This window comes from Hydrogenophaga aromaticivorans, assembly GCF_013387465.1.
GTDB lineage: Bacteria > Pseudomonadota > Gammaproteobacteria > Burkholderiales > Burkholderiaceae_C > Hydrogenophaga > Hydrogenophaga aromaticivorans.
The window spans coordinates 274,459-289,437 of record NZ_VYGV01000006.1; the positions used below are offsets into that span (position 1 = coordinate 274,459).

Below are 14,979 nucleotides of genomic sequence, written 5' to 3' on the forward strand. Positions count from 1 at the left end.
CTCAAGTCGTGATCATTCCCACATGGCTGTACCTTCATCGACCCGTCCGAGGGGGATCAGAACGGACAGGGCATCTGGCGCCGCGTGATTCACGTCCCGGCCAAGACAAGAATCCGGGTGTTGTTGGGCACCTATTTCCAGTCCCATATCGACATGCTCAACGAGTTGGTGGACGGAAAGACAGTGCTCAAGTCGGTTGATGAGGAGCCCGCCGACAAGGCAGAGTGGTTGCGGCAGTATCGGGCGCCCCAGGCTCCTTGTTGACACCGGTCCAGCCGGCTGCCGGCGCTCAGCTCAAACGCGCCATCAGCAGCAACCCGGAGCCGGCGAAGAGGGCGATCCACAGGGTCTCGGTGACGAGCATGGCCACCGGCGTCCAGCCGAGCTGGAACAAGTCCTCGAAACTGGTTTTCACGCCGGCCGCAGCAATCGCCACCACCAGCAGCCAGCGTGAAGCGTGGCTGGCCATGCTGGAAACCGCCGCGGGTACCAGACCCGAAGTGGCGAGCAGCATGCACATGATGAACGCCAGCAGAAAACCCGGTACCAACGGCATCGACAGTTCTTCGGGCTCCGGGTCGTCGGCACCGGCGGCGCGGGCGGGCTGGCGCGTCACCATGGCCACGAGCAGCACCACGGGCATCAGCAGCATCACGCGGAACACCTTGATCACGGTGGCACTGTCGGCTGCGGCCGTGTCGCCTGCATTCGACAGCATCATGCCGGCGGCCACCACCTGGGCCACGTCATGGATGGTGGCGCCGAAGAACACGCCGGCTTGTGCGGGTGTCAGGCCCATCAGGGAAGAAACCAAGGGATACAGCACCATGGCCAGGGTAGACAACAATGTCACGCCGACCACGGCCAGCAGCGTGAAGCGCTCGTTTTCGCGAGTCTGGGGCAGCACGGAGGAGACGGCCAGGGCGGCGGAGGCGCCGCAGATGCCCACTGCGCAGCCTGAGACCAGACCCTCGGCCACCGGGCGGCGCAGCAGGTGGGCCAGCAACAGGCCCAGGACGATGGTGGAGGCCACGCCCAGGGCGGTGAGTGCGCCGGTACCCCAGCCCAAGGCGGAGATCTGGGTGAACGTGATGCGCAGGCCCAGCAGGGCGACGCCGGCGCGCAACAGGGTGCGCCCGCAGAAATCGATGCCGGGCCGGATCTTGGGGTCGCGCGAGAGGAAGTGAAAGGCCAGTCCGATGAGCAGGGCATAGAGCAGCTGAGGGCCGCCGTAGTGCTCGGCCACGAAGGTGGCCGACAGCGCCACCACGGCGCACAACAGCAGGCCCGGGGCTAGGCGCCGGGCATGGTTCCAGGGGGCGCGCAACATGCTCAGGTGTTCCAGAGCTGCTGGTTGGCCAGGGGGTTGGCCCCCAGGCCCACGGAAATGCACTGTGCCGCCGCCACCACCGGGCCTGCGAGGGCCTTGAACATGGACGGCTTGATGCGCGCGATGGGGCCCGAGATGCCGACGGCGGCGATCACATGCCCCTGGATGTCGCGGATCGGTGCGCCGATTCCGCCCACGCTCTCGCGCCACTCGCCGCGATTGACGGCGTAGCCCTGCTTGCGCACCCGATCCATCTCGCGCAGGAAGGCCGCTTCTTCAACGATGGTGCGGGGCGTGTAGCGCTCGATGCCGCTCGCCAGATCGGCCAGGCGCGCCGCGCCCAGCCAGGCGAGCAGGGCCTTACCCGTGGCCACGCAATGCGCCGGCGCGCGGCCGCCGATCTGGCTGTAGGCGCGCACCGGTTCGTGGCTCTCGATCTTGTGCACGTACACGACTTCGGCGCCATCCAGCACCGACAGGTGGACGGTCTCACGCGTCTGCTCCAGCAGGGCTTCCATGTACGGCTGAGCAATCCGTCGCAGGTCCAGCCCCTCCAGCACCGAGCTGCCCAGTTCCCACAGCCGCACCGACGCGGCGTAACCCCGGGTGTCCGGGTCGTGCTGCACGTATTTCAGCTCGACCAGCCCATGCAGCAGGCGGTGCGCATGACTCTTGGCGATGCCCAGCTGTGCTGCCAGCTCCGTGACGCCCAGGGGCCTTTGCGCGCGGGCCACGACCTCCAGCAGTGCCAGGCCCTTGATCAGCGTGTTGTTCATGGCCCCACCCTCCCGGTGGCAGATCCGGTGGTTCGTTCAGATATTTGGTGCATATGCAAATTCTATGAAGTTCTACAAAACGGAACATTTGTCCCTTATTTGGGAACGACGTAAATTTTCGGCATGAACCCTCCAATCTCAATCCGGATGCGCCAACCCGATGTGGCGCGCAGGCAGGTGTCCCGATGACCGGTGCACTCCCACTTCTGCAAGGTGTCCAGGTGGTCGAGTTCTGCCAAGTTGCCGCGGGGCCCTTCTGCGGCATGTTGCTGGCCGACTTCGGCGCCTCGGTCACCAAGGTCGAGCCGCCCGAGGGAGATGCCATGCGCCAGTGGCCACCGTTGACCCAGGGCTACAGCGAGAACTTCGCCTCCATCAACCGGGGCAAGAAATCGGTGGTGCTGGACCTGAAGAATCCCGTGGACCGTGACCTGGCGCGCGAGCTGGTACTGCGGTCCGACGTGCTGGTCGAGAACACGCGCCCCGGCGTGATGCGGCGCCTGGGGCTGGACTGGGACTGGTTTGCTTCACGCAAGCCGTCGCTGATCTACTGCTCGATCTCGGCCTACGGGCAGGACGGCCCGCGCGGAGCCGAAGGCGGGTTCGACCTGACCATCCAGGCCGGTGCCGGCGTCATGAGCGTCACGGGCGAGCCCGACGGCGCACCGGTCAAGGCTGGCGTGCCTATCGCCGACTTTGCTTCCGGGCTGTATGCGGCCTATGCGATCAGTGCCATGCTCAGCCGGGTGCGCGCCGGTGGCCCGGGCGGCTGGATCGACGTGCCGATGGTCGGCGCGACCATCGCCATCTCGGCGTTGCAGACCAGCGAGTATTTCGGCACCGGCCAGAACCCCCGCAAGCTGGGGTCGGCCCATCCTCGCAACGCGCCTTACCAGGCCTACCAGGCCAGCGACGGCTGGTTCGCGATCGCCGCGGGCAACAACAAGCTGTGGCGTTCGGTGTGCGATGTCGTCGGCACGGCCGAACTGCTCGACGACCCGCGTTTCACCACCCCCACGCTGCGCGCCGCCAACCAGGCTGCCCTGAAGGCGCTGCTCGACGGCCCCTTCGCGGCCCGGCCCGTGGCCCACTGGCTCGAACACTTCGCCGCGGCCGGCGTGCCAAGCGCGCCGATCAACGGCTATGCCGAGGCCCTGGCCGATCCGCAGACCGTGCACCTGCAGCTGGTGCGCGACATGACGCTGCCCAACGGCCGCGCCACGCGCACCGTGGGTTCGCCGATCCGCATCAACGGCGAACCCATCCCGCACGAAACCCGTCCGCCCGCCCTGGGCGAAGACACCGAGGCCCTCAAGGCCTTGCTCCGGAAAGACTGAGCCATGACGAACCCGATGGACACCGAGACCGACACCATCCGCCCGCTGCGCGAGTTCGTGACCGGCATGACCGCGATGGTCGGGCAGGACCTGCCCGAGGCCGCGCTGCTGCCCAAGGTCCGAACGCTGATGGCCCAACTGATCGCCAGTGACCGCTGGCTGCCCGAGGTCTTTGCCCAGCCCGGCCAGGGCACCTACGCCCAGCACCTGCTGCATTGCGATCCGCTGGAGCGTTTCTCCGTGGTGAGCTTTGTCTGGGGGCCGGGGCAGCGCACGCCGGTCCACAACCACACCGTCTGGGGCGTGGTCGGCGTGCTGCGCGGGCAGGAGACCTGCGACGAGTTCGAGCCCACGGTCGATGGCGTGCGCTCCAAGGGCCTGACCCACGCGCTGAAGGCCGGGGCCATCGAGGCCGTCTCGCCCACGGTGGGCGACTGGCACCGCGTGGGCAATGCGCTGGAGGACCAGTCCTCGATCAGCATCCACGTCTATGGCGGCAACATTGGAGCGATCCACCGCAGCCTGCTCGACGCCGATGGCGTGGAACGTCCTTTCGTCTCGGGCTACTCGTCCACCGTGGTGCCCAACCTGTGGGACCGATCGACCGAAGTCCGCAAGGCGGTGTCCTGATGCTGCGGCACGAACGGCATGACCGCACGGCGGTGCTGACGCTGGACCGTCCCGCGCGAGGCAACGCGCTGTCGGTCGAGCTGGTGGACGCGTTGCTGGAACAGGTGCTGCAACTCAGCAGCGACCCCGGCGTCGACAGCCTGGTGTTCCAGGCCAGCGGCGCGCATTTCTGCACCGGCTTCGATCTCTCCGACCTGGCCACCAGCAGCGAGGCCGACCTGCTGCAGCGCTTCGTGCGGGTGGAGCAACTGCTGCAGGCCGTCTGGCAGGCGCCCATCCGCACCATCGCGCTGGCGCAGGGTCGCACTTGGGGTGCGGGCGCCGACCTGTTTGCCGCCTGCGAGCTGCGCCTGGCCACGCCAGGAGCCAGCTTCCGTTTTCCCGGCGCGCGCTTCGGCATCGTGCTGGGCACGCGGCGGCTGGCCGAGCGAGTCGGTGGCGACGCCGCGCGCCGCTGGGTGCTCGACAGCGCCCACGTCGATGCCGGGGCCGCCTGCGCGGCGGGGCTGGCCACGGACCTCGTGGAGGCGGAGCACCTCGCCGAGGCATGGCGCGAGCACCTGCCCGGACCCATCGACCGCACCACCGCCGGCGCCATCCGGCGACTCACCCGGGCCGATGCCGCCGGGCGTGACATGGACGAACTGGTGGCCTCCGCTGCGCGGCCCGGACTGAAACAACGCATGACCGATTACCTGGCCGCACTGCGCGCCTGAAAGCCCGACCCATGAACAACGCCAAAGCCTTCTCCAACGTCCGCATCCTGGACTTCACCCACTACCTGGCCGGCCCCTTTGGCACGTTCCAGCTCGCGCTGCAGGGCGCCGATGTGATCAAGATCGAGCCGCAGGGCGGGGACGGCATGCGCCTGTCACCGGTGTCCAAGACCTGGTCGGATCGCGGTCTGTCACCCGGCTGGATGGCCGTCAATGCCAACAAGCGCAGCATGGTGCTGGACCTGTCCAAGCCCGAGGCCGTGGAGATCATCCACAAACTGGCGGCCGAGGCCGACGTGGTCTGCGAGAACTTCCGCCCCGGCGTGCTGGAGCGCCTGGGCATGGGCTACCAGCAGCTCAGCGCACTCAACCCGCGCCTGATCTACTGCGCCATCTCCGGCTTCGGCAGCACCGGGCCCGAGCGGGGCACGGCCAGCTTCGACGGCAAGATCCAGGCCATGTCCGGGCTGATGTCGCTCACGGGAGACCCCGAGGGCGGTCCCATGCGCGCTGGCTTTGCCGCCGCCGACGTGACGGCCGGCATGATGGCCGCGTTCGCCGTGGCCACGGCGCTCTACCAGCGCACCCACACCGGCGAAGGGCAGTTTGTGGACGTGTCCATGCTGGACTCGATGCTGAACTTCCTCAGCCTGCCTGTGGCCGAGTACACGGTGGATGGTTTCCGGCACACCCAGTTCGGCAACCGCTCGGTAAGCCGCAAGCCTACCGCGGACCGCTTCCGCTGCGGCGATGGCTTCATCGTGCTGGCGGTGCTGACCGACAAGCAGTTCAACAAGATGCTGGAAGCTCTGGGGCGTGCCGACCTGCTGGACGACGCGCGCTTTGCCGACTGGTTCACCCGTACCGAGAACGCCCAGGTGTTGCGCGAGATCATCGAAAGCGCGATGGATGGCGGCGACCCCAAGGTCTGGGAACAACGCCTGACCGCCGCCGACGTGCCCTGCGCCACCGTGTACACCCTGCCGGAGATCCTGGCGCATCCGCAGGTGGTGCATCGCGGCCTGCTGCGCGAGACCGCAACCCCCCACGGCCCGGTGCAACTGGTCGGGCCCGCCTTCACTCTGGCGCATGGCAGCGGCGGCATCGACCGGCCGGCCGTGCTGCCGGGCGCCAACACCGACGAGATCCTGTCCGAACTCGGTTACCCCGAGGCCGAGGTGACCCGCCTGCACCAGGTCGGCGTCGTCTGAACCTTCACCCTTCCACTGCCCATTCACGACGCAAGGAGTCCTTCATGGAAAAAGTCTCCATCACCGATTTCCCCGACGGCACCACGCTGATCGCCATCAACCGCCCGGAAAAGCGCAACGCCATCTGCGCCACCACGGCCATCAAACTGCAACAGGCCTTCGCCGCCTTTGACGCCACCGACAGCCAGCGTGTGGCCGTCGTCACGGGCACCGGTGACGCTGCTTTTTCCGGTGGCGCTGACCTCACCAACATTCCCGAGCTCTGGCGCTGCATTCCCACGGTGGGTATCACCACTGAAAAGCCCGTGATTGCCGCCGTGGGCGGGCACTGCGTCGGCGGGGCCCTGGTGCTGGTGATGATGTGCGACCTGCTGGTCGCCGCCGACAACGCGAAGTTCTCCTACCCCGAGGCGGCCGTGGGGTTCACCGGCGGGATGATCGCCGGTCTGGCCGCGCGCATCCCGCACAAGGTGGCTATGGAGATGATCCTGCTGTGCAAGACGCTGGACGCACAGCGCGCCTACCACGTGGGCCTGGCCAACGAAATCGTTCCCACCGGGCAGCAGGTGGAGCGTGCGCTGGCCATGGCGCGCGAGATCGCCACCTTCTCGCCCCTGGTGCTCAGGACGCTCAAGCGTTTTGTGAACGAGGGCGTGTTGCCGCAGGGCCCGTCCGAGCGCATGGCCCGGGCCAACCGCGACCTCGCCATCGTGCGCGACAGCGCCGACGCCGAGGAATCGCTGCGGGCCTTCAAGGAAAAGCGCCGCCCCAGTTTCCAGGGCCGATGAACCTCCAACTGAAAGAAAGAACCCGCACCATGACCCTTTCCATTTCACGCCGCCACGCCACCGCCCTGCTGCTGGCCCTGCCCGCAACACGCCTGACCTTCGCGCAGGAAAACTGGCCCAGCCGGCCGATCAAACTGGTGGTGCCTTACCCACCGGGCGGTAACAGCGACAACCTGGGCCGCATCGTGGCCGAGCGGGTCGCTGCCCAGCTTAACGCTACCATCATCGTGGACAACAAACCCGGCGGCACGACCCAGATCGGTACCGAATTGGTGGCACGTGCCGCTCCGGATGGCTACACGTTGCTGCTCGGCGCGATCACCGCCTTCACCGTGCTGCCGCACCTGCGCAAGAAATTGCCTTTTGATCCCAAGCGCAGCTTCGAACCGCTGGGCGCGATTGCCGACTACGTGGCGGTGGCTGCTGCGCGAAAGGACCTAGGCGTGGCCACGCTTACGGATCTGGTCCGCGTCGCCAAGGCCAACCCGGGCAAGCTGACGTATGGCTCGGCCGGCCTGTCGTCCTTCGGGCATATCGCTGGTGAAATCATTAAGCGCGACGCCGGCATCGATATGCTGCACGTTCCCTTCAAGGGCTCGGCCGACGCGGCGGCAGCGCTGACGGGCGGGCAGATCGACTTCCTGATCGACGGCACCACCGTGCAACTGGCCAAGGGTGCGCGGGCAGTGGCGCTGTTTGCTTTCTCCGACAAGCGCCATCCCGAGCTACCCAACGTGCCCAGCCTGCCCGAGACCGGGCTGCAGGTGAAGCGCCCCACCGGCGCGTCGTGGGGGCTGTTTGCACCCGCCGGCACACCCAAGGCCATTGCCGACAAGCTGGCCAAGGCGCTGGAGCGCGCTCTGGCCGAGCCGGACACACAGGCACGCATGCAGCGCATCAGCGCCTTGCCCGCCTGGGGCTCGCCGGCCGAACTGATGCGCGGGGTGGACAACGACTTCCGCTTCTACGGCGAACTGCTGCCCGCCATCGGCCTGAACGCCGAGGACTGAGAGGCCGAAAGCCTGGCACCGACGTTATCGAACCAAAGAAAGATCCCGAACCATGAAACTGCTGCAAGTCACTTCCCGCTTCACCCGTCTGGGCATGCTTACGGCCGTGGGCCTGACGGCCGCGCTGGCCGCCGCCGGAGCCCAGGCGCAGGCCGCCTGGCCAGCCCAGCCCATCAAGGTCATCGTGCCGTACCCGGCCGGTGGCAACGCCGATGCCATCGCCCGGCTCATCAGCAGCAAGGTCGCGGCCGGCCTAGGCCAGAGCCTGGTGATCGAGAACAAGGCCGGCGCCGGTGGCACCATCGGCGCCCAGCAGGCCGCACGAAGTCCCAGCGATGGCTATACCTTCCTGATGACGCCCAATGCCGTGGTCAACCTGACCCCCCTGTTGCGCAAGGTGCCCTATGACCCCCTGGAGGACCTGCTGCCGGTCGCCATGATGTCCAGCAGCTACGGTCTGGTAGCCGCACGCAAGGATCTACCGGCCAACACCATGGCCGAATTCATTGCGTTGGCGAAGAAGGATCCCGGCAAGCTGAACTTCGGCTCGGTCGGGGCGGGCACGGCCACGCACATCAACGGCGAGATCGTGCACCTCAAGACCGGCATCCAGCTCACCCATGTGCCGTACAAAGGATCTGCCGAGTCGCTGGCCGACCTGCTGGGCGGGCGCATCGACGTGATCTACGACCCGGTGGCGCTTGCCCAGATCAAGTCGGGCAACCTCAAGGCGCTGGCCGTGACCAGCCCCGAGCGCCACCCCGAGCTGCCGGCCGTGCCTACGCTGCGCGAGCAGAAACTGGACATACCCGGAGGCACCTGGTTCGGCGTTTTTGCGCCGCGTGGCACGCCGCCGGCGATTATTGCCCGCATGGACGCCGAAGTCGGCAAGGCGGTCAATGCACCGGACGCCCGTGCCCTGATGGCCAAGTTCAGCCAGTACCCGGATTACAAGGGTGCTGAAGCCTTTGGGCGCGGTATCCGTGAGGAAACGGCATTCTTCAAGAACCTGATCGCACAGACCGGGCTCAAGATTGACTGAGTCGCTGTCGATGTCAGCGAAGCCGCGGCGCCTTCGGGCGCCGTTTTGCATGGTGCGCCAGCCTCAGCGCTTTGGCTGGAGTGGCGCAGCCTTCGCCGGGGCGAAACCCAGAAGGTGCTGACGCATTCCACGATTCCGGTGCTGGTCTATCGGTGACCGGCGGCCCGCCGCTGCCGCGTCTTGCAGACAGGCCAGCCTCGGTTTACTGCAGGCCCCAACCTCAACTTCCCGGGAGCATCCCATGGCCACATACAAGGTCGGATATTTCGTTGGCAGCCTCGCTTCGACGTCGCTCAACCGCCAGCTCGCCAAGGCGCTGGTGAAGCTCGCTCCGTCCGAGCTGGTGCTGATCGAGGTTGCGCGTTTGACGCGCGAGCAGCGCAGTTGGGGAGAGCGTTGGTAAACAATCGCACCTCGCCGCAGTATGAGCGCAAGGCGACGTACAACGCTACTCTCAAACGGAGCTGTAGCCGAGACGAATGGCGGTGGTCTTAACGCTCTGGATATTCTCGAGGAGTTCCCCGATGGGGTCCCAATAGCCGGTCACTAACGCTGTGCGGGCAGACTCGGGCAGGCCAACGCTGAAGCGCTTATCGCCCAAATACAGTTCGCGGTCGCTGATGTCGACGCGAAGCTCCCGGTGCGGTTCTGCCTGGATGCGCTCAGCGATGTGGTGAATTTCTTCCCTGGACAAAGTCACGCAAACAAGACCGATCATCGTGCTGTTGGTAAAGAAGATCTCCGCAAAACTCTCAGCGATGACGGCGCGAAATCCCGCCCGGTGGATGGACTGGGGCGCGTGCTCACGGCTGGAACCACAGCCAAAGTTGGCTCCTGAGACGACCATCACAGTTGCGCCGCTGAAGCGCAGATCGTCGAGCGGATGGCCTGCCAAACTGCCATCTTGTAGGTACCGAACATCGCGAAAAAGCGCTTCCCCAAGTCCTGCGAAAGTGAGACACCGAAGGTATCGGCCGGGAATGATGCGATCGGTGTCTATATCGTCGCCTGAGATGACCACACCGCGGCCCTTGATCAAACTGATGGGATCGAGTGCCATATCAGACCTCCGTTCTATTCTTGATGTTGAAAAACTCTCTCGCGTCGGTCACTGCACCCGTGATCGCCGCCGCAGCAACCATCACAGGGCTCATCAGTACCGTTCGACCACTCTGGCTACCTTGCCGGCCAATGAAGTTGCGATTGCTGGTGCTTGCGCAGAGCTGATCACCGACCAGCTTATCGGGATTCATTCCCAGACACATGGAGCAGCCAGGGTGCCGCCACTCGAATCCCGCCTCTTTGAAGATGCGGTCAATACCCAGCTTTTCGCACTCGCGTTTTACAAGCTGAGAGCCGGGAACCGCAATTGCATGCACGCTGGGGTGAACCTTATGTCCCACGAGGTATTTTGCGACCTCCGCAAAATCGGACACGCGTGCGTTGGTGCAAGAGCCAAAGAATGCGACATTCACCGGAGTCCCCGCGATCGGCGCGCCGGGCTTCAGCTTCATGTGTGCAAGTGCCTCCGCCACACTGGCACGATCAAGTTCGGCACAGCTTTCAATAGTCGGGATTTCTTCGGTGACGGCGATCGCTTGCCCCGGATTGATGCCCCAAGTCACCGTCGGTGGCACGTCCGCAGCATCCATGACGACCACGTCGTCGTAGTGGCAGCCGGGCTCCGAAGCGACCGCTTTCCACCGCTGCACCGCTGCATCCCAATCGGCCCCTGCGGGAGCGAACGGCCGCCCGTGGAGATACGCAAAAGTGGTTTCGTCAGGATTGACGTAGCCGCAGCGTGCCCCTCCCTCGATGGTCATGTTGCAGACCGTCATGCGCTCCTCCATCGACATGCGCTCGAAGAGGTCACCAGCGTACTCATAGGCATAGCCGACGCCGCCCTTGACGCCAAGCTTGCGGATGATGTGCAAGATGACGTCCTTGGCGTAAACACCAGGCCCGAGCCGGCCGTTGACCTCGATACGCCGAAGCTTGGGCTTGGTCATGGCCAGCGTCTGGGTTGCAAGGACGTCACGGACTTGGCTCGTACCGATGCCGAAGGCAATGGCCCCAAATGCGCCATGTGTTGAGGTGTGGCTATCTCCGCAAGCGATCGTGGTGCCGGGCTGGGTGATGCCCTGTTCCGGCCCGATCATATGAACAATGCCTTGGCGACCGCTATCAAGGTCGAAAAAGACAATGTTGCTTGACGAACAATTGGCGCGTAACTCCTGAATCATCTGCTCAGCCAAGGGGTCGGAGAAAGGCCCAACGCGCGTGTCGGTTGGCACGATATGGTCGACCGTGGCGAAGGTGCGCTCGGGCATCAGTACGGGCAGGTCGAAGTCACGCAGCATGCCAAACGCTTGCGGGGTGGTGACCTCGTGGATAAGGTGACTGTCAATGAAAAGTTGGGCTTGACCGTTTCGCAGGATGCTTGCGGTATGGCTCTCCCAAATCTTGTCAAACAGGCTTCTAGCTAGTGTCATATTGATTTTCCTTTTAAATCCGTCGAAAGAATGGCGAACCGCACTTGTCCGCTCCCTCAAATGATGTGCAGTCAGGCCACATGACAGCGACATCGGTTTCATCGCCATCACACAGCATCACCTGGTCCTTGCACCGCATCTCCCCTGTCAGTACATCGACCCAGCAGCGGGCGACATGTCGCAGGTCAACAAGGCGGAACGTGTCAATGACCTTGCTGCACCTGATGTCATGAACCGGCCTTCCAGGATCAGCTTGTTTTCTGTGCGGCTTCCTCCGATGGCGGTGAATTGATCCATGCAGCGTTGGGCAGCGATGCGGGTTGAGGGCGACGGCCATCACAGCGGCTTGGCGCAGTCGGTCAGAAGCCCTTGCAAGGCGGCTTTTGAAGCCATTCCGCTCCCGGGTGAGTAGGGTCATGTGCGAGGTCACCGCGCGTTTCGGCTCAGCGTTGGGGGCACGCTTTACTGTGGCCATGGCCGCCAGATCGGCCACCTCCCACTGACGTCGCCAGGTGATCAGGGAGGGTGAGTAAGCGTCCTCGTGGCGCATCAGCGCATCGATCGAGCCGGACTTGGTGCAGCGTTCGGCAGCTTGAAAAATGCGGCGCTCGTCGGCATTGGTGTGCTGAAGACGTCGGTCGCGCGACGCCACTTCTGAGTCGTGACCGGAGTTTGCATCCGGTACGGCCAGTCCGGGGGCCTCATCAGCCACCCTTCGGGCCCCTTGCGATGTCCGCGGGTTTTCTGAATCTTTCACTGCGTGCATCGGAGCATTGGGTTGCTTGTTGATCGTGATTCATAGCTCTTTGCACTCTGTTTTTTCAGGAGGATGTGCAGCAGGTCATATGGGCACCGGAGCGGGGATGTGAACTCGTAGCCGTTGTCTGGCAGGTGCTTTTGGAGCTTGCTGGGGCACTCCGTTTTTGCTGGACGCGCAAGATAGTTTGGGCGCTGGCGGCATGCAGTGCAATCGACTGTTTAAGCGCACCCTGCCCTCTCTATGAATCTCTATGTCAGACACCCCATGGTCCGTGTTCTGCCAAGGCGCCAACACCCTGATTGTGTACAAATAAAGTAGAAAATTCAACAAACATAGCAATAACTAGGGTTAACCCTGTTATTTTCGCTGCACTTTTGCCAGAGAATTTGCTGATTGCACACAATCAAGCCGTCAGAAGTTTTTTTGTGATTTGCATAACCTGATGTTCACCGCTGACGAAAACCCGCTCATACACGGGTGACATAAATTTTTACAGGAGCTTTTGATGATCGATCCAACCCGTTCCCTGCCTTTGACCGAAGGCTTCATCACCGTCAAGGACGATCTTCCCGTGGAGCGACTTGCTGCCGTGGAGGGTGTCAAACCCAAGGGGGTTGTGGAAGTGCGTCGCGCCATGGTGGGCAAGGAAATCCTGATGCTCCATGTATTCCGTGAAAAAGGCTTGATTGATCCCGTGCACAAGCATATGGATCACGAAACCGTGGCCTACCTAATCCGCGGCAAGCTGCGCTTGGTGATCGGCGGCAAAGAGTTCATCGCAGGGCCTGGCACTTCGTGGATTCACCCGGTGGGCGTGGAGCATTTCAGCGAAGCGCTGGAGGACTGTGAACAGCTGGAGATCAAGTCGCCGCCCACCAAAACCTGGGTCAGCGAGTAATCGCTCGAACGGAGCGCCACATGAACATGAGCATGCTATTCGTCACCTCGGTATCGCGATTTCTGGCTCGCCTGGGGGGTGCGTTGATCCTCGTCTGCGCCTTCCTGGTGTCGCTGGATGTTGTCTTCCGCAACCTCTTCAAATTGGCCATCTTCGAGAGCTACGAGCTGACCGGATACGGCATCGCGTTGGCTACCGCGTTCGGTCTATCTTGGGCGCTGGTCACCAAGGCGCACATCCGCATCGAGGTGCTCTACAACATGCTGGGAGTCAAGCCACGCGCCTACCTTGACATCTGCGCCCTGGCTGCGCTGTCGGTCATCGCTGCTGCGCTTGTTTACTACGGCGCCCTCGTCGTGTTGGACAACTGGGAACTGGACGCGCACTCCAACTCTACTCTGCATGTGCCGTTGGTCATTCCGCAAGGCCTGTGGCTACTGGGCTTGGCATGGTTCGCGGTGTGCACTGCCGTGCTCCTGATCGTTGCATTGAACGCCGTGGTGCGCGGTCGGCACTTAGAGGTACAGGGAATGTTCGGAATTGCGACCGTATCGGAAGAGGTCGAGGCTTCCATGGACGGGACTGGCGTGAAGGTAACGCACGGTCCACACATAGCCGGCCACGCATCTGCTGTCCGGACAGGAGCCTGACATGCTGCTTGTTTCTACGATTCTGCTGCTGCTTTTCATTGCCAGCAGCCTCTATGTCGGTGCGGCAATTGGCGTGTTGGGTGCTTCGCTTTCAAGTCTCTACTCCTCCCTACCGCTTTTGCGCGGGGTGGGTGAAATGGCTTGGGGCACCTCGTCCGATTTCACACTGGTCGCCGTTCCAATGTTCATTCTGATGGGCGAGATGCTACTGCGTTCAGGCCTGGCGGAAAAGATGTTTGACGCGCTGGATAAGTGGGTGGGCCACATCCCTGGCGGACTCATGCACACCAACATCGCTGCTTCGACGCTGTTTGCTGCAACCTCAGGCTCGAGTGTGGCCACGGCCGCCACCGTGGGAACGGTGTCGATTCCCAACATGCACAAGCACGGCTACCGTCCCGCCTTGTTTCTGGGCTCCATCGCCGCTGGCGGCACGCTCGGCATCCTGATTCCGCCCAGCATCAATATGGTGCTGTATGGCGCTCTGTCCGAAACGTCGGTGTCGGACTTGTACTTGGCTGGCTTCATTCCTGGGTTGTTGATGGCAGTGCTGTTTTCTGCACTCGTCTTGGTGGTCTGCCTGGTCAACGACAAGCTTGCCCCGCGCAAGCCACGCGCGTCCTGGGGTGAGCGGTTCCGCGCACTGTGGTCGCTCGGCCCACCGCTCTACCTGTTCATGCTGGTGGTGGGTTCTATCTATCTGGGATGGGCCACACCCACGGAGGCATCCGCGCTCGGCGTGGTCGGTACGTTTCTGTATGTGGTGACCACTGGCAAGTTCAGCTGGGACCGACTGTGGACGGCGCTGGAGGGCACGGTGCGCACCACCTCCATGGTCATGCTCATCGTGATCAGCGCGTACTTCCTGAACTTCGTGATGTCCACCATCGGGCTGACCGATATCGCCGTCCAGGCAGTGGGCTCACTGACCTGGGATCCCGTCTACGTCATGCTGGCCATCATCGCGGTATATCTGCTGCTGGGCTGCTTTGTTGAGACGCTCACCTTGATGGTCGCCACGACTCCCATCATCGTTCCGATCGTTGTCGCGTTGGGCTACGACCCGGTCTGGTTTGGTGTGGTCTTCGTGATCCTGATCGAACTGGCCCTCATCACTCCGCCCATCGGCATGAACCTGTTCGTGGTGCAGTCCGTGCGCACCAGCGGCGCGTTTCGCGACGTGGCGCTTGGCTCACTGCCATTCGCCGCTGTGATGCTGTGCGTCATCTTCCTGCTGTTGGCGTTCCCCGAAGTCGCCACCTGGCTGCCGACAACCTACAACGCCTTCAAATAGTCGTAACCCGCGTCGCAGGCACAGGCTGCGGCGCACTGCACTTTT

The 14,979-nt window shown here is 63.7% G+C and carries 16 protein-coding genes; 11 read left to right on the forward strand and 5 right to left on the reverse strand.

Annotated elements, in window-relative coordinates; translation table 11 throughout:
• Positions 1 to 289 precede the first annotated feature (289 nt).
• Positions 290 to 1,330, reverse strand: coding sequence for a YeiH family protein (locus tag F3K02_RS05660; RefSeq protein WP_177134177.1), 1,041 nt, complete (start codon positions 1,328 to 1,330; stop codon positions 290 to 292).
• A gap of 2 nt (positions 1,331 to 1,332) precedes the next feature.
• Entirely contained in the window at positions 1,333 to 2,106 is a 774-nt protein-coding gene (locus tag F3K02_RS05665) for an IclR family transcriptional regulator (protein ID WP_177134179.1), read from the reverse strand.
• A gap of 185 nt (positions 2,107 to 2,291) precedes the next feature.
• Between F3K02_RS05665 and F3K02_RS05670 the strand changes: the two genes are divergently transcribed.
• The 8 genes from F3K02_RS05670 (at position 2,292) to F3K02_RS05705 (ending at position 9,243) form a co-directional block, all read left to right on the forward strand.
• The gene (locus tag F3K02_RS05670; RefSeq protein WP_177134181.1) at positions 2,292 to 3,443 is read left to right on the forward strand and encodes a CaiB/BaiF CoA transferase family protein; all 1,152 of its coding nucleotides are present in this window, start codon (positions 2,292 to 2,294) and stop codon (positions 3,441 to 3,443) included.
• Between the two features lie 3 nt (positions 3,444 to 3,446).
• Positions 3,447 to 4,073, forward strand: a complete 627-nt coding sequence (locus F3K02_RS05675; protein WP_246309197.1) for a cysteine dioxygenase family protein — start codon at positions 3,447 to 3,449, stop codon at positions 4,071 to 4,073.
• The gene (locus tag F3K02_RS05680) at positions 4,073 to 4,789 is read left to right on the forward strand and encodes an enoyl-CoA hydratase/isomerase family protein (protein WP_177134183.1); all 717 of its coding nucleotides are present in this window, start codon (positions 4,073 to 4,075) and stop codon (positions 4,787 to 4,789) included. Before F3K02_RS05675 ends, F3K02_RS05680 begins: the two co-directional genes overlap by 1 nt.
• Before the next feature lie 11 nt (positions 4,790 to 4,800).
• Positions 4,801 to 6,000: a CaiB/BaiF CoA transferase family protein gene (locus F3K02_RS05685; protein ID WP_177134185.1), complete on the forward strand. Its 1,200-nt coding sequence runs from the start codon at positions 4,801 to 4,803 to the stop codon at positions 5,998 to 6,000.
• A 44-nt stretch (positions 6,001 to 6,044) separates the two neighbouring features.
• Positions 6,045 to 6,788 (forward strand): enoyl-CoA hydratase/isomerase family protein, encoded by a 744-nt coding sequence (locus F3K02_RS05690; RefSeq protein WP_177134188.1) that lies wholly within the window; start codon positions 6,045 to 6,047, stop codon positions 6,786 to 6,788.
• Positions 6,789 to 6,817: 29 nt separating this feature from the next.
• On the forward strand, positions 6,818 to 7,798 hold the full coding sequence (locus F3K02_RS05695) for a Bug family tripartite tricarboxylate transporter substrate binding protein (protein WP_177134189.1): 981 nt from the start codon (positions 6,818 to 6,820) through the stop codon (positions 7,796 to 7,798).
• 52 nt (positions 7,799 to 7,850) lie between these two features.
• On the forward strand, positions 7,851 to 8,840 hold the full coding sequence (locus F3K02_RS05700) for a tripartite tricarboxylate transporter substrate binding protein (RefSeq protein WP_177134191.1): 990 nt from the start codon (positions 7,851 to 7,853) through the stop codon (positions 8,838 to 8,840).
• 241 nt (positions 8,841 to 9,081) lie between these two features.
• Positions 9,082 to 9,243 carry a hypothetical protein gene (locus tag F3K02_RS05705; protein ID WP_218179364.1) on the forward strand — a complete coding sequence of 54 codons (162 nt, stop codon included), beginning with the start codon at positions 9,082 to 9,084 and terminating at the stop codon, positions 9,241 to 9,243.
• Between the two features lie 51 nt (positions 9,244 to 9,294).
• Here the strand turns inward: F3K02_RS05705 and F3K02_RS05710 are convergent, their stop codons facing one another.
• Genes F3K02_RS05710 through F3K02_RS05720 form a run of 3 tightly spaced genes read right to left on the reverse strand, consistent with a single transcriptional unit; the run spans position 9,295 to position 12,044 of the window.
• Entirely contained in the window at positions 9,295 to 9,900 is a 606-nt protein-coding gene (locus tag F3K02_RS05710; RefSeq protein ID WP_177134193.1) for a 3-isopropylmalate dehydratase small subunit, read from the reverse strand.
• A gap of 1 nt (position 9,901) precedes the next feature.
• Positions 9,902 to 11,332: a 3-isopropylmalate dehydratase large subunit gene (gene leuC / locus F3K02_RS05715; protein ID WP_177134195.1), complete on the reverse strand. Its 1,431-nt coding sequence runs from the start codon at positions 11,330 to 11,332 to the stop codon at positions 9,902 to 9,904.
• Between the two features lie 13 nt (positions 11,333 to 11,345).
• Positions 11,346 to 12,044 carry a hypothetical protein gene (locus F3K02_RS05720; protein ID WP_218179365.1) on the reverse strand — a complete coding sequence of 233 codons (699 nt, stop codon included), beginning with the start codon at positions 12,042 to 12,044 and terminating at the stop codon, positions 11,346 to 11,348.
• 553 nt (positions 12,045 to 12,597) lie between these two features.
• Here F3K02_RS05720 and F3K02_RS05725 point away from each other — a divergent pair.
• The 3 genes from F3K02_RS05725 to F3K02_RS05735 are packed head-to-tail and all read left to right on the forward strand — an operon-like array spanning position 12,598 to position 14,934.
• Positions 12,598 to 12,990, forward strand: a complete 393-nt coding sequence (locus F3K02_RS05725) for a cupin domain-containing protein (protein ID WP_177134199.1) — start codon at positions 12,598 to 12,600, stop codon at positions 12,988 to 12,990.
• Between the two features lie 20 nt (positions 12,991 to 13,010).
• Positions 13,011 to 13,640, forward strand: a complete 630-nt coding sequence (locus F3K02_RS05730; RefSeq protein ID WP_177134201.1) for a TRAP transporter small permease subunit — start codon at positions 13,011 to 13,013, stop codon at positions 13,638 to 13,640.
• A gap of 1 nt (position 13,641) precedes the next feature.
• Entirely contained in the window at positions 13,642 to 14,934 is a 1,293-nt protein-coding gene (locus F3K02_RS05735; protein ID WP_177134203.1) for a TRAP transporter large permease, read from the forward strand.
• Positions 14,935 to 14,979: the final 45 nt, after the last annotated feature.